At 66.0% G+C, this 20927-nt stretch carries 16 protein-coding genes and 1 pseudogene; 9 read left to right on the forward strand and 8 right to left on the reverse strand.

Annotated features, from left to right (window positions below):
* Positions 1–8: 8 nt before the first annotated feature.
* From AC1RAD_RS19590 to AC1RAD_RS19600, 3 genes and pseudogenes are all read right to left on the reverse strand, one after another.
* A pseudogene (locus tag AC1RAD_RS19590) lies at positions 9–1244 on the reverse strand (styrene monooxygenase/indole monooxygenase family protein); the annotation flags it as partial.
* Between the two features lie 13 nt (positions 1245–1257).
* Positions 1258–2505 carry a styrene monooxygenase/indole monooxygenase family protein gene (locus AC1RAD_RS19595; RefSeq protein ID WP_070062425.1) on the reverse strand — a complete coding sequence of 416 codons (1248 nt, stop codon included), beginning with the start codon at positions 2503–2505 and terminating at the stop codon, positions 1258–1260.
* A 51-nt stretch (positions 2506–2556) separates the two neighbouring features.
* A complete protein-coding gene (locus AC1RAD_RS19600; RefSeq protein ID WP_062469920.1) occupies positions 2557–3351 on the reverse strand; it encodes an SDR family oxidoreductase in 795 nt (264 codons plus the stop codon).
* Positions 3352–3536: 185 nt separating this feature from the next.
* Here AC1RAD_RS19600 and AC1RAD_RS19605 point away from each other — a divergent pair, with 185 nt between their 5' ends.
* Positions 3537–4547: an AraC family transcriptional regulator gene (locus tag AC1RAD_RS19605; protein ID WP_159275867.1), complete on the forward strand. Its 1011-nt coding sequence runs from the start codon at positions 3537–3539 to the stop codon at positions 4545–4547.
* A 15-nt stretch (positions 4548–4562) separates the two neighbouring features.
* On the opposite strand, the gene AC1RAD_RS19610 is transcribed toward AC1RAD_RS19605, so the two are convergent.
* On the reverse strand, positions 4563–5372 hold the full coding sequence (locus AC1RAD_RS19610; protein WP_492736721.1) for a siderophore-interacting protein: 810 nt from the start codon (positions 5370–5372) through the stop codon (positions 4563–4565).
* Positions 5373–5482: 110 nt separating this feature from the next.
* Here AC1RAD_RS19610 and AC1RAD_RS19615 point away from each other — a divergent pair, with 110 nt between their 5' ends.
* From AC1RAD_RS19615 to AC1RAD_RS19635, 5 genes are all read left to right on the forward strand, one after another.
* Positions 5483–6106, forward strand: coding sequence for a TetR/AcrR family transcriptional regulator (locus AC1RAD_RS19615; protein WP_492736723.1), 624 nt, complete (start codon positions 5483–5485; stop codon positions 6104–6106).
* Positions 6107–6525: 419 nt separating this feature from the next.
* A complete protein-coding gene (locus tag AC1RAD_RS19620) occupies positions 6526–7476 on the forward strand; it encodes a universal stress protein (RefSeq protein ID WP_095746320.1) in 951 nt (316 codons plus the stop codon).
* Positions 7466–7981: a hypothetical protein gene (locus tag AC1RAD_RS19625; RefSeq protein WP_492736725.1), complete on the forward strand. Its 516-nt coding sequence runs from the start codon at positions 7466–7468 to the stop codon at positions 7979–7981. Before AC1RAD_RS19620 ends, AC1RAD_RS19625 begins: the two co-directional genes overlap by 11 nt.
* Before the next feature lie 73 nt (positions 7982–8054).
* A complete protein-coding gene (locus AC1RAD_RS19630) occupies positions 8055–8318 on the forward strand; it encodes a hypothetical protein (protein WP_492736727.1) in 264 nt (87 codons plus the stop codon).
* A gap of 169 nt (positions 8319–8487) precedes the next feature.
* On the forward strand, positions 8488–10131 hold the full coding sequence (locus AC1RAD_RS19635) for an ATP-binding protein (protein WP_492736729.1): 1644 nt from the start codon (positions 8488–8490) through the stop codon (positions 10129–10131).
* 159 nt (positions 10132–10290) lie between these two features.
* Here the strand turns inward: AC1RAD_RS19635 and AC1RAD_RS19640 are convergent, their stop codons facing one another.
* Together AC1RAD_RS19640 and AC1RAD_RS19645 are read right to left on the reverse strand one after the other, a co-directional pair.
* Positions 10291–10908, reverse strand: a complete 618-nt coding sequence (locus AC1RAD_RS19640; RefSeq protein ID WP_139702098.1) for a DUF4337 domain-containing protein — start codon at positions 10906–10908, stop codon at positions 10291–10293.
* A gap of 253 nt (positions 10909–11161) precedes the next feature.
* Entirely contained in the window at positions 11162–11533 is a 372-nt protein-coding gene (locus AC1RAD_RS19645; protein WP_070062418.1) for a hypothetical protein, read from the reverse strand.
* 472 nt (positions 11534–12005) lie between these two features.
* Between AC1RAD_RS19645 and AC1RAD_RS19650 the strand changes: the two genes are divergently transcribed.
* Together AC1RAD_RS19650 and AC1RAD_RS19655 are read left to right on the forward strand one after the other, a co-directional pair.
* Positions 12006–12806: a tyrosine-type recombinase/integrase gene (locus AC1RAD_RS19650; protein WP_492736732.1), complete on the forward strand. Its 801-nt coding sequence runs from the start codon at positions 12006–12008 to the stop codon at positions 12804–12806.
* Positions 12754–14400, forward strand: coding sequence for a 3'-5' exonuclease (locus AC1RAD_RS19655; protein ID WP_492736733.1), 1647 nt, complete (start codon positions 12754–12756; stop codon positions 14398–14400). Before AC1RAD_RS19650 ends, AC1RAD_RS19655 begins: the two co-directional genes overlap by 53 nt.
* A gap of 491 nt (positions 14401–14891) precedes the next feature.
* On the opposite strand, the gene AC1RAD_RS19660 is transcribed toward AC1RAD_RS19655, so the two are convergent.
* Both AC1RAD_RS19660 and AC1RAD_RS19665 read right to left on the reverse strand, forming a co-directional pair.
* Complete coding sequence (locus AC1RAD_RS19660; RefSeq protein WP_492736735.1) at positions 14892–17171, reverse strand: acyl-CoA dehydrogenase family protein; 2280 nt, start codon at positions 17169–17171, stop codon at positions 14892–14894.
* Between the two features lie 109 nt (positions 17172–17280).
* On the reverse strand, positions 17281–19965 hold the full coding sequence (locus AC1RAD_RS19665) for a winged helix-turn-helix domain-containing protein (protein WP_369632468.1): 2685 nt from the start codon (positions 19963–19965) through the stop codon (positions 17281–17283).
* A gap of 144 nt (positions 19966–20109) precedes the next feature.
* Between AC1RAD_RS19665 and AC1RAD_RS19670 the strand changes: the two genes are divergently transcribed.
* The gene (locus tag AC1RAD_RS19670; protein WP_062469617.1) at positions 20110–20895 is read left to right on the forward strand and encodes an enoyl-CoA hydratase/isomerase family protein; all 786 of its coding nucleotides are present in this window, start codon (positions 20110–20112) and stop codon (positions 20893–20895) included.
* The last annotated feature ends 32 nt before the right edge of the window (positions 20896–20927 follow it).

Raw genomic sequence — 20927 nt, forward strand, 5'->3', positions numbered from 1 at the left:
CGGTCGACCGCGGCCTCGCGCGCCTTGGCTTCGAGAAAGCGATCGGCCTCGGCCGCGTCGAACCACCAGGGCGCGAAGTTGCGCGGGTCGTCGAAACCGTTGACCACCGCGCTCGCCACGGCTGGCCTGTGCGTGGCGCTCTGCAGCAGCTTCTGCAGGTGCGGCGCGGGCGGCGTGAGCAGGCTGTGCGTCCAGTCGGTGGCCCAGCGGGCGTAACCCTCCCAGTAGCGGTCGAAGGTCTGCTGCATCCACGCGGCGTCGAAGGGCGCGTCGCCATGTTCGAGGATGCGCTTGAGGTAGATGTCGGCCGCCTTGGCCGCGTTGTTCGAGCCCTGCCCCGTGATCGGGTCGTTGAGCACCACCGCATCGGCCAGCCCCAGCACCTGGCGGCCCGAAGGCAGCGTGGCGACCGGGTGGCGCACCACGGGCGTGACGCGGCCACGCAGCACGCCGTGGTCGTCGGTGAGCTCGATGTGTTCGCAGCGCTCGGCCTCCCACGGCAGGAAGGTGGCAAGGATCTGCTTGCTGCGCGCTAGGTGCTCCTGCGGCGTCTTCACGTCGTCCCAGCAGTCCATGGGGCCGCCGGGCACGCCCTCGAACACCATGATCTCGCACGGGCCACTGGTGGTGAGCGCCGGGAACACGAAGTACTCGCCGACACCCGGAATGAGGTTGAAGCTCACGGCCGCGAACGGTTCGCGCGGGCGCATGCCCTTCACGTAGGTGAGCGCCAGCGCGCGCTGCGGCGCGTCGAAGGGCGAGCGCGCGTCATCGCGCGGAAACAGCGCCGAGATCTCGCCTTTGCCGCTCGCGACGACCACGAGGTCGTGCGTGCGCGCGCAGTCTTCCAGCGTGTCGATGTCCGCGTCCTGGTGCACGAGGCGGCCGCCACGCGCCTCGAAGAGTTGCATCCACGCAGAGATCTTCAGGCGCTGGTCGACCGACTGCGCGGGGCCGTCGAGCTTCGCCTCCCACGCGATGGCGCGGCTGCCTTCCGGGCTGCGCACCGACATGCCGATGCCCTCGACCACCGGACAGGTGTCGGCCCAGCTGTCGAGCCCCAGTTCGCGCTCGGTCTGCAGCGCGGTCTCGAACATGCACTGGCTGGACATCACCGGCCCGTCGAAGATCTCCTGCGCCGTGCGGTTCGCATACACCGTCACGGCGTACCCTTTGGCCCGCAGGCCCAGTGCGAGCTGCATGCCGGACTGGCCGGCGCCGACGATGGCCACGCGTCGTGTCATGCGCTGGCTCCGCCTACGCAGCCGCCGCGGCGGCCGCGCAGGTGTCGAGGTAGCGGTCGGCCTCCTGCGGGTCGGCGAACCACGGGAAGAAGGTGCGCGGATCGTCGAAGCCGTTGGCGATGGCGCTGGCCATCGGCGGCACGGCGCCGGCGCTGCCGAGCAGCTTGAGCACGTGCGGCGGCGGCGGTGCGAGCAGCATGTTGGTCCAGCGCGTGACCCACTGCGCGTAGCCGAACCAGTAGCGGTCGAAGGTCTGCTGCATCCACGGCGCATCGGCCGCGCCCTCGCCGCGCGCCAGGATGCTTTTCAGGTACGTGTCGGCGCACTTGGCCGCGTTGTTCGAGCCCTGCCCCGTGATCGGGTCGTTGAGCACCACCACGTCGGCCAGGCCGAGCACCTTGCGGCCCGAGGGCAGCGTGGCGATGGGCTTGCGCACGGTGGGCGCGAAGCGGCCGGCGAGGATGCCGTTGTCGTCGGTGAGCTCGATGTCGGCGCAGCGCTCGGCCTCCCAGGGCGTGAAGGTGTCCAGGATCCACTTGCTGCGCGCCAGGTGCTCCTGCGGCGTCTTCACATCGGCCCAGCAGTCCATCGGGCCGCCGGGCACGCCTTCGAACACCATGATCTCGCACGGGCCTGTGGTGGTGAGCGCCGGGAACACGAAGTACTCGCCCACGCCCGGAATCAGGTTGAAGCACACGGCCGAGTACGGCGTGCGCGGGCGCATGCCCTTCACGTAGGTGAGCGCGAGTGCGCGCTGCGGCTGGTCGTAGGTCGACTTGGCGGCGTCGCGCTCGAAGAGCTTGGAGATCTCGCCCTTGCCGCTGGCCACCAGCGTGAGGTCGTGGCTGCGGGTGCAGGCCTCGAGGTCGTCAATGCCGGCGTCCTTGAAGACCAGCTCGCCGCCCTTCTGCTGGAAGAGCGCCATCCACGCCGGCACCTTCACGCGCTGGTCGACCGACTGTGCGCTCGAGTTCAACCGCGCCGCCCATTCGATGGCCTTGGCGCCCTTCTGCTCGGGGTGCGGCACGGCGAAGCCGATGCCGTCCACCGTGGGGCAGTCGCTGGCCCAATGGTCGAGCCCGAGGTCGCGCTCGACCTGCAGCGCGGTGTGGAACATGCACTGGCTCGACATGACCTTGCCGTGGCGGATGTCGTCCGCCGTGCGGTTGCTGTACATCGTGACCTCGTAGCCTGCGTCCAGCAGGCCCAGTCCCAGTTGCAGGCCCGACTGGCCCGCGCCGACGATGGCGATTCGCTTCATGGCTTGCTCCTTCTGTGTTGTCTCGTGGTGTTGTGGTTGCGTGCGGATGGCTCAGGGTTCCATCAGGCGGGGAATGGCTGGCACGGCCTGTTCGGGGCCCATGGCGGAATAGCCGCCGTCCACCGCGTAGTCGGCGCCGGTGACGAAGCTCGCGTGCTCGGAGCACAGGAACAGCACCACCTGCGCCACCTCGTCGGGGTCGCCGACGCGCCCCAGCAGGTGGTAGGGCGCGGCCACGCGGTCGGTGCGCGCGCGGTCGCCGCCCGTGAGCTGGTCCATCACGGCCGACCAGGTCCATCCCGGCGAGACGCTGTTCACGCGGATGCGGTCGGGTGCAAGGTCCATCGCCATGTTGCGCGTGAGTTGCGCCATCGCGGCTTTGCTCACGGGGTAGAGCCAGCGCCCGGTCTGGGCCACGCGCGAGGAGATGCTGGTGAAGTTGACTACCGCCCCGCCGCCAGCCGCGACCATGTGCGGGTGCACCGCCTGCAGCATCGCGACGGCGCTGGCCACGTTCACGTTGAACGAGGTGAGCCAGTCGGCGCGCGGCGACTTGAAGCCGTCGTCCACGTACGAGCACGCCAGGTTCACCAGAAAGTGCACGCCGCCGTGGCGGGCCGCGGCCTCGTCGACGCAGGCTTTCACCTGCGCGTCGTCGGTGATGTCGGTGCGCACGAAGCGCACCCCGGCGCCCAGCGCGTCGGCCAGCGGCTGGCCCTTGTCGGCGTCGATGTCGGCGATGACCACCTTCACGCCCGCCGCGTGAAAGGCGCGCACCACGCCGGCGCCTATCAATGTCGAACCACCCGTGACGATGGCGCTTTTGCCTTCGAGTCCCTTGAACATGACGCTTGCTCTCCTCGGTTGAATCGCCGGTTCGGCGAATGGGCCAAAGGTAGAGCGGAAGGCCTCGCCGGCCGATCCCGAAAACGCAGGCGCTGTCCCTGTCGCGCAGGTTTTTTCGGGGGGGTCCAAGGGACGGCCCGAATTGTGGGCTGGAAGGCTTTTTGCTACGGTCTGCCCGCTTCCCTATGGAAACCGCCACCGCCCCACGGCTGCCGCTGCAGCGTTACCGTTTGTTCGAGAGCCACGACATGGACGAGGCGCGCGAGAGCGTGGCCCGCGTGTTCTGCCCCCACGGCCTCACGATGCTGCGCCCGCGCACCGAACTGGACGCCTGCCACCACAGCGCACGGCTGCACCGCGACGTGAGCCTCAATTACGTGCAGTACGGTCCCGGCGTCCAGATCGACCCGGGCTACCTGCAAGACTTCTTCCTGTTGCAGATTCCGTTGCGCGGCGGCGCCGACATCCGCTGTGGCGGCCAGCAGGTCGAGGCCACGCCGCGCGTCGCCTCGCTGCCCTCGCCCACCGAGCTGCTGTCGATGCGCTGGGCCGACGACAGCCCGCACCTGATCGTGCGCATCGCGCGCGCGGCGCTGCTGTCGCGGCTCGAGGCGCTGCTGCAGGCGCCCGTGCGCCAGCACCTGGTGTTCGACCTCGGCGTGCCGCTGGACAACCCCGCGCTCGCACCGCTGGTGCATTTCATCGACTACCTGCGGCTCACGCTCGACGCCGGCAATGCACTGCAAGGCGGCGGGCGCCTGGCCGAGCATGCCGAGGAATACCTGATGTCGAGCCTGCTGATGTCGGCCGGCCACAACCACTCGCGCGCGCTCGCCGGCGACGCGCAGCGCCACCTGCTGCCGCGCGCGGTGCGCAAGGCGCAGGAGTTCATGGCCGCGCACGCCGAGCAGCCGCTGTCGCTGGCCGACGTGTGCCGCGAGGCCGGCTGCAGCGCACGCGCCCTGCAGATCGCGTTCCGCCAGCATGCGGGCCAGGGACCGATGGAGTTCCTGCGCGAGCTGCGGCTGGACCGGGTGCGCGCCGAGCTGCAGGCCGCGTCCACGCAGACGGGTGTGCGCGACGTGGCGGAGAAATACGGCTTCCTTCACCTGGGCCATTTCGCGGCCCAGTACCGCGCGCGCTTCGGCGAGCGGCCTTCGGACACCCGCACGCGCCACGCACCGGCGGAACACTGACCCGGCGCGTCGGGCTCAGGCCCGGTCGCGGTGATCGGCTTCGCCGTGCTTCCAGTAGCCCTTGGCGGTCAGGCGCGTGCGCGCCAGGCCCTGGTCGTTCAGGAAATGGGCGCGCAACGTGCGCACCACGCCCGACTCGCCCGCCAGCCAGATGTAACCGGGCCCCGCCGGCTGCGGCCGGTGCATCAGCTGTTGTTGAAGCGCCAGCCCCGGCTCGGCCGGATCGCCGGTGAGCCAGCAGGTGCGCAACACAGCCTGGCTGCGGATCTCCTGCACATCGGCCGCCGTGGGCACTTCGACATAGGTCTTGAGGCGGATCTCCGGCCCGAGGCTCGCGGCAATCGACTGGATCGCAGGCAGCGCGGTCGCGTCGCCGGCCAGCATCACCCAGCGCGCGTCGTCCGGGAGCGCGAAACCGCCGTCGCGCGGCCCGGCGAAGCCGATGCATTCACCCGGTTGAGCCCGTGCCGCCCAGGCCGAAGCGGGGCCTTCGTGGCCGCTGTCGCCGTGCAGCACGAAGTCCAGCTCGAGCGTGGCGGCGACGCGGTCGATGCGGCGAATGGTGTAGGCGCGCCCTTCGCCGCCGGGCACGAACACCTTCACCCAGGCGCCGGGTTGGTCGGCCGCCGCGTGGCGCAAGAAGGCGGCGACGTCCGGGCCGCCGAGGGTGATGCGGCGCATGTGCGGCGTCACGAGGCGGCACTGGAGGACATGGGCTTCCAGCCGCGTGCCACGCTCGGGTGGGACCGCGGCGATTGGCTGCAGGAGCGGGAAGGCGGAAGGCAACGCACGCGGCGCGTGGGCCTCGGAGGCATTGGCTGTCATGGTGTGTGTATCGATTCGGATGTTGCGAACTCTTGAATGCGAGCATTTACTCGGTTCTTCTTAGAATACGAGCCTTCACTCGCATTGAAAACTCGCATTCGGAACGCCCGATGAAATCCCTTCCCCAGCCAAGAAAGGCGCCGCGCCAGGCGCGCTCCCAGCAGATGGTCGAGGTCATTCTGGAAGCCACGGCTCGCGTTCTGGGAGAACGCGGCTATGCCGGCACCAACACCAACGTGGTGGCCGAACGCGCCGGCGTGAGCGTGGGTTCGCTCTACCAGTACTTCCCGAACAAAGACGCGCTGATCACCGCGCTGCACGAGCGGCACGCGGGTCAGATGTACGCGGTGATCGACGAGGTGCTGGCCGCCTCGCGTGCGCGCAGCCTGCGCGGGCGCGTGCAGGCCATGGTGCGCGCGCTGCTCGCGGCGCATGCGCTCTACCCGGCGCTGCATCGCGTGCTCGAAAAGGAATTTCCCTTCTTCGATGCGCCGCGCGAAGAGAGCCCTGCCGACCACGACATCTTCCGGCGCGTGCGCCAGCTGCTGGACGAGCACCGCCCCGAGCTCGCGCCGCGCAACCTCGACCTCGCCACCTGGGTGGTGCTGCAGATCATGGAGACGCTGGTGCATGCAGCCGTCATCGAGCCGCCCGCGCAGTTCGAGCCGGCCGCGCTCGAGGCCTCGATCGTCGATGCGCTCATGGGCTATCTCTGCGGCCCGGCCGGGCGCTAGACAGTGGGATCTCATGCGTGAACCTCCAGGAAGACGGGGACAGACACGGAAACACGTCCCCTCCTGCGCATGACAAATGAAAAGGAAAAATGGGAAGCCCAACCGCGCACGCCCTGCACCGCGCGGCTCCAATCTGGCAAAGGTTGTGCGGGTACTGAACGGATTCGGCCGCATCCGGCCTAGACTCCCCGCCATGAACGCCCAGCCCTTCCTCCACACCTTGACGTCCCGCCCCGGCGGTTGCACGCCTGCGTGGGCGCGGATGACAGCGGCGGCCCAGCAGACGCCCGCACATTCCTGAGCCCGGCGGTCCGCCTCTTTCCCCCTCTCTCTTTTCAGCGCAAACCATCGACCGCCGGGCACCTGCCCCGCGCGGCTGCGCCCCCGTCATCCGGGGTCGCGTTCGACTGGAGTGCGTCATGCATCATCATCAGGTTCAGCGGGAGCACGCCCTTCCCGGAGGCGGCGTCGCATCCAGCACGCCGTCCTTTCAATCCATCCTCGCCGTCACCGACCTGACGGCGCGCGGCAACCGCGCGGTCGAACGCGCCGCCCTGCTCGCGGCCGAGCACGGCGCGCTGCTGAAGCTCGTGTACGCGCCCGCGGACCTCGCGCCGCTTGCACACGCCGAGGCGGCGACCGCCCTCGCGGGGCTGGCCCGCGCCATGGCCTCGCGCTTCGATGTGCTGGTCAAGCAGGTCGCGGGGCCGGGCGGCGGCCTCGCGCAGATCGTGGACGAGGCGCGCTACGTCGACCTCGTGGTGCTGAGCCACGAACGCGACCGCTCGCCCGCCGCCTTCTTCACCGGCCAACCCGTGGAGCGCCTGCTGCGGCAGCTGCGCTGCCCGGTGCTCGTGACGCGGCTCGACACGCGCCTGCGCTACAGCCGCATCCTCGTGGCCGTCGACTTCACGCCCGCCTCGCGCGAGCTCGTGAGCCTGGCCCACGGACTGGACCCCGACGCCGCGCTGGAGCTGTTCCACGCGCTCAACACGATGCACGAAAGCAAGCTGCGCTACGCCGAGGTGTCCGAGCACGCCATCAAGACCTACCGCCACGACAGCATGCGGCAGGCGCGCGAGCGGCTGTTCTCACTCACCGACTCGTCGAGCGCGCGGCGCAACCGCGTGCTGTCGGCCATCGGCCGCGGCGACCCGGCGCGGCAGGCCACGGTGCAGCAGCAGCATGCGCGCGCCGAGCTGCTGGTGGTCGGCAAGCGCCGCGCCCATCCGCTGGCCGACTTCCTGTTCGGCAGCGTGGCGCAGCGCGTGCTGTGCTGGGCCACGGGCGACGTGCTGGTCGTGCCCGCGGACCGCCGCGCCGACACCCCGTCGCTCGTCATTTCGAGGAAGCTGCAAGATGTTCGCTGAAGACCCCCTCACCAAGTACCCACTGCGCCAGTCGCTGCTGCCCGGCGCCGAAGGCCTGGCCGTCTTCGCCCAGCGCGGGCCGGTCGACTGGCTCTCGCGACCCGACCAGTACGTGTTCATCTGCGAAGGACGCAGCGGCCGGATCTACGCGGCGAACGAGGCCGCGCTCGAAGAGGCCCAGCAGCTGATCCGGGACGCGCACGGCGACCAGGTCGTCTCGCGCGAACCCGAGATCCACACCTTCGTCGATCCCGCGCTCGACGCCGTGGTCGAGCCGATCATGTTCCTGCGCCTGAAGAGCCCGCGCGCCTACGCCACCGTGCTGCGCGACGAGCTCGACCGGCGCCGCGCGGACGTGAAGGAAGAAGACCTGCAGCGCCACGACGTCGTGATCCGCGCCGAGGTGCGGCTGGCCGACCTCATGGGCTACGCGAAGTCGGCACTGGCGATGTCGAACGGCTCGGCGGTGATCTGGAACTGGCTGCTGCGCTACGGGATGGCCTGAGAGCTGCGGCCGGGCACCGCCCCTCCCACAAACACGGTAGCCGGATAGCGGGCAGCGCGGCTAGATTTGCGGCATGGCCGACAACCCGTTGTTCCTCTTCTTCACGATGACCGAGAAATTCTCGGACCACCTGACCGCGACCGGCGCCTATCCGCAGAAGTTCGTGCTGAACCTGGCGCAGCACGACACCTACCTGCGCGACGTGGCGCTCTTCAACGCGGGCCGCCAGCGCCCCCTGGACCCGGCCTTGCACATGGGCATCCGCATCGAGATCGATGCGGCCTCGCCGGGCGTGATGGTGGCTTCCGACGGCACGCGGGTCCTGCTGCTGGGGTAGCGCTGCGCTTGAATTTCCGCACCCAGCAAGGGCGCGAACCGGTCAATGACCGGACAGGGCGCCCGATCAAAACCGGCGCACCGCCAGGCAAAGGCGGCTGACGAGATCCTCCGCAGAATCGGACTCCCCTCGGAGCGACGCGCATCGCCAAGCGTCGATCGAAGTCCAAATGAATCTGAATCTGGGAACTGCTGCGTTCTTCACGGCGCTGGCGGAGTTTGTCCTTGCCGCCGGCATGCTGGCGCTGTGGGCGAAGGGACGCGCGCGCTATCTGGTGGTCTGGGGCGTCGGCTTCCTTGTGTTCGGCGTCGGCGCCTTGCTGCTCATCCTGCGGGACAGGATCCCCGACTTCTTCTCCATCCTCCTCGGGAATTTCCTCACGACACTGAGTTCGGTCCTGTTCTACGTGGGCATCTGCCTGTTCTTCGATCGGCGCCACGCGTGGCTGCCCTGGATGGCAGGGGTACTGGCCGTGGAAGTGGCCTTGCTGGCCTGCTTCTCCTATGTCACGTACGACACCTCGGCGCGTGTCTACGTGTACGGCGCGGCCCAGTCGGTGATCGCCCTGATGACCCTTCAGGCACTGTGCACGATGGGTCGTGGGCGCGGGGGAAACAGCAACCCCGAAGTGGTCGTCGTCGCCTTGCTGGCGTTGCTGGTTCATGGTGCACGCTTGGTCGGCACGCCCTTCTTTCCCGTGCCACAGGATTTTCTGGCGTCGGGCAATTTCCAGACCCTGCTGGCCTTCGGTTTGAAACTGACCCACATCGGCTACGCGCTCGCGTTCGGCAACATGCACGCCGCCGCCTTGCATGCCGATCTGCGCGCGGCCCTCGCCCACATCGAGGCCAAGGCCCATCAGAAAGTCGAGATCCTGGGCTACATCGGCCACGACCTGCGCGCACCGCTTGCGACGATCGGCGGGTACGCGTCTCTCCTGCTCGCCGATGCGCACGACACGCAGCGCAAGCATCTGCTGACCATCCAGCGCAGCGTCAAGTACCAGCTCCACCTGATCGACGAACTGCTGGAGTACGCCAAGGCAGAGCTGCAACCGCTGACGGTCCACCCCGTCACCACCGACCTGCCGCGCCTGCTGGACGACATTTCCGACTACGCCGTCGCCCTGTGCGCGCAGCGGAACAACCGCTTTCGCTACCGCCCTTCCGAGCGAATGCCCCGAGAGATCGGCCTGGACGGAAAGCGCATGCAGCAGGTGCTGCTGAACCTGCTGTCCAACGCAGCCAAGTTCACGCGCGACGGTGTGGTGACCTTGTCGGTCACGGCCAGGCCCGAGGGGCGCGCCTGTGTCTTGAGCTTCGCGGTCAGTGACACCGGGATCGGCATCGACATGAGCCGGAACATCGACATCTTCGGCGCCTTCCAGCAGATGCACCCCGCGAGCGGCAGCACGGGCTTGGGCCTGTTCATCGCGCAGCGCATCGTCTCGGCCATGGGCGGAACGCTGAGTGTGGCCAGCGTGGCCGGTCAGGGTGCGACGTTCTCCTTCGCGCTGTCGGTGCCGGTCGATGCCTCCGACGCGGACTGGCCCGTCGTCGCGCAGCGGGAGACCGCGCCTGGCGAGCCATCACCGGCGCCCGCGATGCCCCGAGATGCCATGCCGGAGGATCGCGCCCTGGACGAACTCGCCAGCCTGGCGCTTGAGGGCCGCGTCACAGACATCGAGCACTGGATCGAACGCCACGCCGAAGAAGCCGCCTACACGCCGTTCCTGGCCCTGCTTGTCGACCTGCTGGAGCGGTTGGACCTGCGCGGGATTCACGCGCTGGTGAACCGCCCCGCCAAGTCCTAGTGTGGTGTCCCGCAAATAGCTGCGCAAAATGAAATCGATGCGTTTCGCGCCAGGGCAAGGCGCAAACCGCAGCGATACCCGTAGGTATCGCGAGGATTTGCAACGCCGCCCTGGCGTGAAAGGCGCGATTTCATGCGCAGTTATTTGTGGGACACCACACTAGATGTGCAGCGCTGCCAGCGCGCCGATCGCAACGCCCGCGACGGCCACGCCGTACATGGCGCGCTCCAGCCATTTCTTCCGGGTGAGCAGCGCAATGGCCGCCAGCGCGATGGAGACCTGCAGCACGGTAGTGGCCTGCGCCCAGCGATGGTGCTGGTGCATCTGCGTCTCAGATTGCGCGTCCCAGCGGCTGGCCTCGTCCTCGAGCTTCTTGGCAGCCGCCTGGATCTCGGTCTTCTCCTGCTCGTAGCGGGTGACCTTCACCTGCCAGCCCTGGCGACGGCCGTCGTCGGTGGCGGTGTCGCGTGCGAACTCCGCCAGCGCCTGCTTGGTGCTCTTCGACTGGAAGTAGTTCCACTGGTTCGAAGCCTCGGTCTTCTTGATGGCCGCGTTGTTCTTGTAGAGGCCGGCGTTGGCCTGCGTGGCCCCGCCCATGTACGCGAAGATCGCGCCCGCCGTCGCAATGGCGGCGGTGCTCACGGCGATCTTTCCGGTCGTGCTCATGCCCTTGCCTGAGGAGGCTGCATCACCGTGGCCGTGGTCGTGGCCGCCGGAGGCGGCATGTTCGAGTTCGTGATCGTGCGGACCATGCACGTGAAAGCCGTGTCCTGACATGAAGTTCTTCTTGGCGTAGTTGTTGGAAATCTTGAGGGCGCGCGAGTATGCCCGGACTTCACGTGTTGATGGCTCGGTGAAAGTCCTGTCGGCCCTGCGGATGCGCAGGGCGCGCAGGCAACCGCCGGGAGCGCGTGGCTGCGCTCCGGAAACGTGCTGCGCTCAGGTCAACCGCGCGTGCATGCGAGCCGGGCCTGGCAGCAGATCACTGATGCCAGGCCCGGCAGATTCGCAGGGATCGACGTTCCCGGCGTCAGTCGCGATCCTCGTAGTAACGGCGGTGCTGCTCGCGTTCCCACTGCCGGCGACGCCATTCACGGCGCTCTGCGCGGCGTTCCTCCCAGCGTTGCGCGCGACGCTCTTCCCAACGGGATTCAGGCTCGTAGTAGACAGGTGCCGGGGCGGAGTAGACCGGCTGTGCGGGCTGGTAGTAGGTCGGGGCTGGCCTCGAATAGACAGGCGCCGGCTCGTAGTAGACCGGTGCGGGCTCGCTCACGACCACGCCAGGCAGGTTGACGCCAATGGACCAACTGGTGGCCGCACTGGCCGATGCAGCGGTGAACAAGGCTGCGGCAGCAACGAGACCTGCGAAACCCAGCTTGAGAGTGGCGCGGGGAAAAGTCATTTCATCTCCTGGAGGGCGAGAAATAGCCCTGATGCACAACCAACGCCTGGCCTTGCGGCGCCGCGTACATCGCCACGGTGAAGAACGTTCCCAAATGTCACGCTGCCAGCTGGTCGAGGTGGGGTTGGTCGGAATCCCTGGAACAAATGCCAATCCGCGCCCAAGCCCCGGAGCAAAACAAAAAGCCCCAGTAGCAAAACTGCTACTGGGGCTTGTGTTTGGCGGAGTGGACGGCCGCCAAATTATAAATCCAGTACTACCCAATAGCAACCAGCAAAGTACAAAAAGCTTTTGACTGCAAGCACTTACAAAAAAACTATCGCCCAACAAGGGCCAGCCGCATTTATTGGCGCCCAGTCTAAAAAATGGGCAAAAGCATAGGCATGTTTTTAGGGCTGCATTTGGTAAAATTTCTCTACCGAATTGCGCCACAAAGGGCACACGCCCAACAAGGCACAGCTACGCCCAAAACATGACCCGCCATAATCTTTTAACCATCACAAGCATCCGAAGCAAAGCCAAAAAACCCGGCTATCACCTTGATGGTCGGGGCCTGTACCTCCGGGTGGCTCCTGGGGGCAGCCAAGCCTGGATCCTACGCTATAGCTTCCTCGGGCGCACCCGTGACATGGGGCTGGGGTCCTTGGCTGACGTGAGCTTGGCACGCGCTCGTGAACGCGCCCAAGAGCACCGAATTCAAATCGCCGAAGGTATAGACCCTATTCACCACCGCGAGCAACAGAAAATCGAATTGAAAGCAGCCAGCATCAAATTGGAGCAGGCCAGCGTGACCTTCAAGGCCTGCGCCGAGGAATATCACAAGGAGCACGCCGACGATTGGAAAAATGAAAAGCACCGAGACCAGTGGATCAATACGCTGAAAACCTATGCCTTTCCGAATTTCGGACAGACGCCAATTCGCGAAGTCGGAAAACCTGAAATTCTCAAGGCGCTGAAGCCAATTTGGAAAGAGAAAGCTGAAACGGCTGACCGAGTTTTCCAGCGGATTCGCAAAGTGATGAATTTCGGTGCAGCCAAAGACTATTGCCGTGGCGTCGATAGCGAGTTCTGGGAGCAGGTCAGGATCGCCCTGGGCGCCAACGAGAAGGCTCGCAGGGTCGAACACCACCCATCGTGCCCGCATCCGCTGATCGGGGATCTTCTAGCCCGAGTACACGCCAGTAGCGCATTTAATCAAGCAAGCCCCCGGTGCAAGCATCGTGGTCCTCTCGCACACCAACGCCACGACGCTGAACTTCAAGGAGCGCGTTGATGATGCAGGCCTGGATACTGAGCGCGTGCGCATCCTCACGTGTCATGCCTTTGCACTCGGCTTGATCCGCAAGTACTTTCGCTTTGCTGGCCTCGATCGCGCGCCTCAGGTGCTGTCAGTCAAGGAGCGCAACGATCTGCTGCGAACGCTGAAACCTCGTACCAAACCCCTCGCCCCAGTCAAGGGGAGGACGCCCACGAAGGGGCGCAACCTCTCTGCTGATCTGTCGAAAACCGAGCTGAAGCGGTTCCAACGGATCAAGAAGCAGCGTGGACTCATCGACTACGACGACATGCTTCGTCTAGCCGGCAAACTTGTAGGCCGCCTTCACGACACGGAGTTGAAAGTCCATCACCTGGTCGTTGATGAGTACCAGGACTGCGTGCCGGCGCAAGGTCACTTGATCGGACAGGTCGCCAACCGCTCCGATACGACCATGGTGCTTGGCGATCGCCTGCAGATGATCTACGGCTTTGCTGGCGGTCGCTACACGCCGCTGTCCGAAGTGGTTTCGCAAGTCGGCATGCGGCAGGCCGTCGAAGCCCGAACCCTCAACCTCTCGCATCGCCTGTCGGCCCGCACGGCCGCTCTGGCGATGGCGGTGGCCCGTCCGCTTGGTGGTCCCACGATCCGCACGAAGACCAAAGGCAAGCGGCCCGAGTTGTTGACGGCGCCGGACACCAGCGGCATGGCTCGCCTGGTTGCGAAGAAGATCCAAGCGCTGCTCGCCCAAGGCGTGCCGCCCACAGAGATTGCGCTACTGGGCCGTGTACGGTCGCTGCTGCGCCCTGCCGCACAGTGGCTGGCCAGCCAGGGCACTCCGGTCATGCTGAGTGGCACTGGTGACCGATCTGGCGACGTGCTGGACGTGCTCTGGCTCACGGAAAGGGTCGAGGAGCTGTTGGACTTTGGGGTGGGCGTCGAGACCGGTGGTAACGCGCGCTCGGCGCGACTGTCGGCTGACTTGCAAGCCGAACTGCGCGAGTGCCTCAACGAGCTGTCGCCAGATCTCGATCTTGTCGATGACATCGAGGATCGCGCCGATGCCGGCACGGGTTTCAGTCACACGCCGACCGAAGCGAAGTGGTCTCGCTTCTTCAAGGAGCTTTTGAACATCACCGGCAAGGGCCTGGAGCACCGCTACCAAGCGTGCGCGCGGGCCTACATGCGCTTGCGAGGCGGCGTGAATGCCGACAAAGTGCTGCGCAACACACTGAGGGCTTGGGAGCCTTTGTGCCGGAAATTCGATTCTGCGGCAGAGGCCGAGCGACATGCCCGTCGCATGTACAGCAAGGACGCCGTCATCTGTTCCACGATCCACGCCGCGAAGGGCTTGGAATGGGACTATGTCTTCCTGATCGGCGTGACCCAAGGGGTCCTGCCTGACCGCCGCGCGCAAACGAAGGAGCAGCTTGACGAGGAGCGACGCATGCTCTACACCGGTATCACGCGGGCAAAGGTCAAGCTGTGGCTGACCCACTCGCCTGTCAAGATTTACGGCGTGCGGCAGATCTACGAGCAGCCGAGCAAGTTCTTAGACACGGACGAGGTGCGCGCTGCACTGAAGAGCAGTACTCGCAAACTGAGGGCTTAGAAGAATCTGCAGAGCCATTTGCGCCGCCCAACAGATGACGCAGCCAACCCACGATAACCACAGGCACGTAAACGCCTGGTTATCGGAAGTTGAGAGCGCAAAGCAACCAGTAAAAACGTGCTGCACTCAGGTCAATAGTTCATCACTGCGAGAGGCAGGTATGCAGCGGCTGCCGGCATCCCTCGGCCTCGCTCGACGGGTACTATCAACCAGGAACGGAAGTTCACGGAAAGTGCATAGGCCGCTAGTAAGCGCTCATTCTTGGGAGCCGCCGAATGAAGTTTCGGATTGATCACATCTTTGCCCGTGGGCGGCCTGTGCGCTTCTCTTATGAAAGCTAGATGAGGGCGAATTTTCTCTCTCTCTCTCAGAAACACCTTGCCTCGGTGGGGTCCCAATCAAGTGGTCGCTTTCTCAACCGCGTGCAGCTCGGGGGGAAGACGGGTAGATCCGTAATGGTCTTTTTTTTTCCCAAGAGTAGCGAGCCCCGATCAGGAGCGCGGCAATCCCAACCCATGCAGAGCGATCAAGTTCCGCTGAATCTCCGCCGTGCCACCGCCGATCACGGTCACGATCGAAAAACGCAGCAGTTGCTCGAACCGGCCCGCGGCGACCGCGCCATGCGCCCCCTTGGATAGCGTCGCCGCAGCGCCCAGAATATCGAGCGAGACTTGCCCCAACTGCTCCATCAGTTCGCCGGTGTACGCCTTGCTCATGGCGGCTTCATGGATCGGGGCCTTGCCTTTCTCCGCCATTTCAATACTGTTCATGAACAACTGCCGTCCGGCCTCGACCTGGGCGGCGAGCGCTCCAATGCGATCACGAACGGCACCATCGGTACGGCCTGATTGCAGGCTGTCGTCGACCTCGCGCACGCATCGGACCAAGCATTCGAATTCGGCACGCGCGTTAGCGATGAAACTGCCCATCATCATTCGCTCGGTGGCCAATGCGGAGGTGAGGATCGTCCAACCTTGGTTGACCTCACCGACAAGCGCATGTGCAGATACTCGCACGTTGTCGAGGAATTCTTGGCAGAAAGTGTGCCCGTACATGGCCATCGACGGGCGCACCGTGAGACCCGGAGTCTTCATTGGCACGATGAAGAGGCTGATGCCGGCGTGCGGCCGCTGCGCAGTCCGATCGGTGCGCGCCGCTAGCCACATGTAGTCGGCTTTCTCTGCGGCCGTGGTCCAGATTTTCTGTCCATTGATCACCCATTCGTCGCCGTCGCGCTCGGCGGTGGTCTGCATCGAGGCGAGGTCGGAGCCCGAGCCGGGTTCGCTGTAGCCTAGGCAGAAGGTGATTTCCCCGCGAGCGAGCTTGGGAAGGAACTCAGCCTTCTGCGCTGGCGTGCCGAACGACATCAGGGCATGAGCCTGGATGTCCCCACGGCCACCCATCGGCGCGCCGACGCGCTGAATTTCTTCCATGAAAGCCAATTGCTCGCGGGGCGTGCGGCCTTCGCCGCCGTAGGCGCTGGGCCAACTCAGACTGTTCCATCCTTTGCGGCCCAGCAATGCGGTGAACCTGGTGTCGTAGCCCCATTCTTCGTACGGTCGGTCAATCTCGTCTTCCCGGCTTTCGGGCACCCAGTTGTCCTTCAGCCAGTCGCGCACTTCCACGCGAAATGCATTGCCCGCAGTCCCCAGATCCTGTTCTGGAAGTGCCTGCCCCTGGTCGAGCAGCGCCTGGGCCAATTGCTCCCGGGCACGGCGCACCCCACCCAGGCGTGCCAGGTCGGCATGAATTCGCCGGAAATGCCGAGGTGCCTCATGTTCTTCCGAGTAGCCGACGGCACCGAAGGTGTGGTGCACCTCCAGCGCCACCCGGCGCAGAGCAGGGCCGGCAAAAGCGCGCGCGCTCGCGCCGAGCACACGCCAGTTGTCCATGCCGAAGTCGTAGCTGCGGGCCGCGTTGTTCAGCAATAGCCTCGCAGCCTCCAGGCTCATCAGAGCGTTCGCGAGCTTGTGCTGAAGTGCCTGGAAGCGGCCGATCGGTTGGCCGAACTGACGGCGCTCCTTCGCATATTCGACCGCCATGTCGAAGCCGCGCTGTGCAGCACCTAGACTGCGCGCCAGCAAGGCCAGCCCTGCGATCTGGTGGAGATCCTCGGCCAGTTGCTGCGAAATGGCCAAAGGGACTGCGGCCACGCAGTCGAAGGTCAGCCGAGCCAAGGGCGGGATCGCCAGACCCGGCGTTTCCTCGATGGCCAGACCCGGTGCACCGCGCGGCACAACTACCAGCAATGGACCTTGGTCGGCCAGCACGAGCACGTGAGTGGCTGTCGCACAGCCCTCGGCAAAGTCCACGCACCCTTGCAACCGATCACTGTTCCACCGAAGCGTGCCAGCGCACGGATCGCCGTCAAAGCTACCTAGTGCGAAGGCGATGGTGGCGTCGCCCCGATGGAGCGCGTCCAGCAAATCATCCGTTTCCTGCGAACTGCTTCGCAGCGGCGAAAGCACCATATTCACAAGCACGGCGCCGACCAGCGGCGCGGGACAGCCCGCACGCCCTAGTTCTTCCAGCGCCACTGTAATCTCGCGCAGACCGCCTTCGAGCGGATCGCGGCCCAGGCTTGCCACGCCCTGTTCCGCCAGTGCGTGCCAGATCGACGCAATCGCTTGCGTGTCGGCAGCCAGCGCTATGGCGCGCTCGGCGGGCCAGAGCCGTTCAAGCAGACGGCGCAGGCTTTCGCGCAACATCTCCCGCTCTTCGTCGCTCGGCAGCATTTCGGGGGCAGGCACAGCGCGCTCTTCTTCTGCCATACGACATCTTTCGTGTGGAGCAGTCCGACCTCTGGACTGCGACGAAGATTCTGGTGTGCGCCAGAAAAGCGATCACCCCTCTTTTCGAGTGGAGCCTGCGGCAAACGACTCAGTCGATCAGTCCGCGCTTGCGTGCCACCATCACCGCGTCGTACCGGCTCGGAACGCCAAGCTTGCCGAAGATGCTCTTCAGGTTCCACTTTACGGTTTCGAGCGTGATATTCAGGGTCAGCGCGATCCGCTTGTTGGACATCGATTGACCGAGCAGTTGCAGGATCTCGATCTCGCGCGGCTTCATGTTTTGGTCCTGCACCGCAGCCTCTCGCAAGGGTAGTCGGGATGTGCGCGCGGCGTCGGCTCGCTGCAGCAGGTCGGCGAGGTAATCCCGGGTGTCGCCGGCCTCCAGCGTCGTCACCAGTTTCCTGAGTAGAACATGCAGGGCTTCGCCTTCGTCCAACACGGTGCGCACCAGACCCAGACGCAGCGCGGCCTCAATGCCGACCATCAGCCCGTGTCTCGATTCCGCCTCGCGCCCCATCTGATCGAAGGCGCAGCCTGACAGTAGGTCGGCCAGCACCACGCTCTTTTGGCGGGCGAACGTGACGCCGTGCTGCCGCAGGCGCCCGAGCGCAGGCAATGCCGCGTCCCCGTGGCCTTCGGCTAGAGCGAGGCGCGCCGCCGCCAGCGCGGCAATGGCGTCGATTTCGGCAAGGAAACCCGCGGCGCCGCGATGGCGTTCAGCCAGCGCATCGAGCTCGGCCTGTATCTGCTGCGCGATCTCCTGGCGGCCAAGCCGCAGATGTAGGCGCGCCTGCTCGGCCAGCACATACGCCAATGGGCGATCGAGCGCTTGGTCGCGATATTGGGATTCGTCTTCGGCCAGACCCTGGAGCGTTTCTAGTGGTGACAGTTGCAAGCCCGCCAGCCGGTTACGCGCGATGAGGGCGCGCACCATCGGCTCCGGGGACGAGAAGCGCAGCAGATCGAGGCGGTGGGCGAGCACGTCGCGCGCCTCGGCGAGGCGATCAGCTTCGTAGTACGCATCGGCGGCGAAAGCCGCGCAGTTCACGGCAGACACCGAGCGGCGGCCGTGCGCGTCCTCGGAGCGCACAACCAGCGGCCCGGCAATCCGGATCGCCTCCGTGTTGGAGCCCTCCAGTAGATGGCTAAGTAGCAAGGTCGACTCGGCCACTAGCGCCATGTCGTCCAACAACTCTGCACGCGACAGGCGTGCGAGGTTGCGGTGCAGGCTCCGTGCGTCGGCGTAGCGGCCTTCCGCACAATACGCAAAGCTGAGTATGGCTAGGTGGGCCTGGCGCAGGAACCGTTCCTGCAAGGCATCGAAGTCCGAAGGCGCGATCAGCGCCAACGCGGCACTGGTGTCATCGCGCTGAAGCGCGATACTGGCGCGCAGGTAGCGTGCGTGCAGGGCGAACTCGGGGGCCAGCATTGCTTGACCTTGCTGCAGCCGATCGAGCCAGGCCTGCGCATCTCTCCATCGGCAAGTGGCGACAAGCGCCCAGCAACCGAGCACGAGCAGCCGGGGGTGGGCCATCAGCACCTCGGCCGAGAGCTGACTCATCCAGCGTTGCAGCGTGCTGATGAAGCTCATGCTGCGCACCGGCAGGTCAGCGCGCTCCACCAGCCGAGCTGCGGCCTCGAGATCGTCCGCGTGGTAGGCGTGCCGCAGGGCCTCGATCAACGAGCCGTGTGCCTCGAACCAATGGCTCGCGCGCGCATGAGCCGCGCGCACCTGCTGCGGATCGCGCGCTGAAAGGCGCTCCTGCAGGAAGCTGGCGAACAGCGGATGCAGGCGATACCACGGCGTGGGACTGTCGATCTCGACGGGTAGGAGCAAGAGGTTTTCGCGCTCCAACTGATCAAGCAGAGCCCGGGCCTGCGGGCTCTCCGTGACGTAGTGGACCAGGTCGGCATTGAAGCGCCGGCAGATCGAGATTTTCTCGATGAAGTCAACGAGTTCGGGCGCCAGGTCGCGCACCACGTCCTCCGACAGGTAGCGTTGCAGGTCGCCGCGGTGGTGCACCAGTTGTGATAGCAGCGCGCGGTTGCCCGACGCGCGCTTGAGTCGGATGCAGATCATCTGCACGCACAGGGGCCAGCCGTCAGTGATGTCGTGGATCAGGCGCGCGTCGTCGGGCGTAACTTCGCCGAGCTGCTTGGCCAGAAAGTCCTGCGTCTCATGGAAATCGAATGGCAGGTCTGCGAGGGCGATTTCGCTCAGCTCGCCGGTGAGGCGCATGCGACTCACAGCAAGCGGCGGCGAGGTGCGCGATGCGAGGACCAGGTGCATCTCCTCGGGACAGTGGTCCAGCAGGCCCTGTATCAACGCATGCGTCAGCGGGTCGTCGACATGGTGGTAGTCGTCGATGAAGAGGTAGAGGGCCTTGCTCGACTGACAGGCCGCATCGACGATGGTGGCGACGGTCTGCGCCACTGGCAGCTCGGCGCGTGCCTCGGAAGGCAGGGCGGTGCTGTCTTCAACGGCCAAGCCGGCCTGCTGCAGCGCGCCCAGGAGGTAGGCGCGGAACTGTGGAAATTGCTGCTCCTCCTGCGACAGCGAGAGCCACGACACCTGCTCGCCGGCTTTCAGCAGTTCCTGGCGCCACTGCGCCAGCAGCGTTGTCTTGCCGAAGCCCGCGCTGCCGCACACCAGCGCAAGCCGGCAGTCGCGCGCTTCGCGAAGCCGCGCCAGCAGGCGGGTCCGCGCGGTCGATTGCGGGCTGATGCGCGGCGGCGCGAACTTGGTCGGAATGAGAAGGTGGTCGAGCGGCAAAAGGCGGGCTCCTTGCACGAGGGATTTTAGGGAGCGCCTCCTCGGAACGCTCTCCGCTGCAACCCGCCCCCTCAACACGAGGGGTGCGCCCGGGAGGGGGGCGCCGCACCATTGCGACGCGTCCATGCAAGGAGACAGACCGCAATGACCTACCAGACCATCATCCACGAGCAGCGGGAGTCCGTCGCATGGATCACGCTCAACCGTCCCGCTGAACTCAATTCGGTGAACTTGCGAATGCTGCAGGAGCTGTCGGCGGCGCTGACGGAGGTCGCGGCCGACGCTTCGCAGAAGGTGCTCGTGCTGACTGGCGCAGGCCGGGCCTTCTGCGCCGGCGCCGATCTGAAGGCCCTGCGCGGCGCCATCGATGCCGCCCCGGGCGAGCCGAACTTCTCCGACCTGACCCTGTCCACGCTCTCGCAGTTACGCAATATGCCCAAGCCGGTCATCGGCGCGATGAACGGCCTGACGGTCGCCGGGGGTCTCGAGCTGGCGATGTGCTGCGACTTTCTCGTGGGCGCGGCGAGCGCGAAGATCGGCGACGGCCACGCGAACTACGGTGTGTTCCCCGGCGGCGGAGGTGCGGCGGTCCTCCCGCGCCGGATCGGCCTGCCACGTGCAAAACAGTTGTTATTCACCGGCGACTTGATGAGTGCCGCGCAGATGCAGGCCTGGGGTTTGTTGAACGAGGTGGTGGCCGATTCTGAGCTGCAGCCGGCGGTTGCCGCTCTGGCGGCCCGCATGGCCGGCAAGAGCCCTCTGGTTCTGCGCCGCATGAAGACCATCGCCGAGCGCGCCCTGGATCAGCCGCTCGACTTGGCGTTGCGCGACGAGTTGCTCGAATGCCTGCAGCACACACGCTCCCATGATTTTAGCGAAGGGCTCGCCGCCTATGGCGAGAAGCGCGCGCCGGCCTTCCGGGGCGTCTGAGGCCCGCCACTCGCCGGCCCTTGGCACTGAAG

Source organism: Variovorax sp. GW823-FHT04B03, assembly GCF_058796495.1.

Coding starts and splice junctions, on each gene's coding strand:
- AC1RAD_RS19605 (WP_159275867.1), top strand. CDS start 3,537: ATGGAAACCGCCACCGCCCCACGGCTGCCGCTGCAGCGTTACCGTTTG.
- AC1RAD_RS19625 (WP_492736725.1), top strand. CDS start 7,466: ATGTTCGCTGAAGACCCCCTCACCAAGTACCCACTGCGCCAGTCGCTG.
- AC1RAD_RS19645 (WP_070062418.1), bottom strand. CDS start 11,533: ATGACTTTTCCCCGCGCCACTCTCAAGCTGGGTTTCGCAGGTCTCGTT.
- AC1RAD_RS19620 (WP_095746320.1), top strand. CDS start 6,526: ATGCATCATCATCAGGTTCAGCGGGAGCACGCCCTTCCCGGAGGCGGC.
- AC1RAD_RS19670 (WP_062469617.1), top strand. CDS start 20,110: ATGACCTACCAGACCATCATCCACGAGCAGCGGGAGTCCGTCGCATGG.
- AC1RAD_RS19595 (WP_070062425.1), bottom strand. CDS start 2,505: ATGAAGCGAATCGCCATCGTCGGCGCGGGCCAGTCGGGCCTGCAACTG.
- AC1RAD_RS19640 (WP_139702098.1), bottom strand. CDS start 10,908: ATGTCAGGACACGGCTTTCACGTGCATGGTCCGCACGATCACGAACTC.
- AC1RAD_RS19630 (WP_492736727.1), top strand. CDS start 8,055: ATGGCCGACAACCCGTTGTTCCTCTTCTTCACGATGACCGAGAAATTC.
- AC1RAD_RS19660 (WP_492736735.1), bottom strand. CDS start 17,171: ATGGCAGAAGAAGAGCGCGCTGTGCCTGCCCCCGAAATGCTGCCGAGC.
- AC1RAD_RS19600 (WP_062469920.1), bottom strand. CDS start 3,351: ATGTTCAAGGGACTCGAAGGCAAAAGCGCCATCGTCACGGGTGGTTCG.
- AC1RAD_RS19650 (WP_492736732.1), top strand. CDS start 12,006: ATGACCCGCCATAATCTTTTAACCATCACAAGCATCCGAAGCAAAGCC.
- AC1RAD_RS19635 (WP_492736729.1), top strand. CDS start 8,488: ATGAATCTGAATCTGGGAACTGCTGCGTTCTTCACGGCGCTGGCGGAG.
- AC1RAD_RS19610 (WP_492736721.1), bottom strand. CDS start 5,372: ATGACAGCCAATGCCTCCGAGGCCCACGCGCCGCGTGCGTTGCCTTCC.
- AC1RAD_RS19615 (WP_492736723.1), top strand. CDS start 5,483: ATGAAATCCCTTCCCCAGCCAAGAAAGGCGCCGCGCCAGGCGCGCTCC.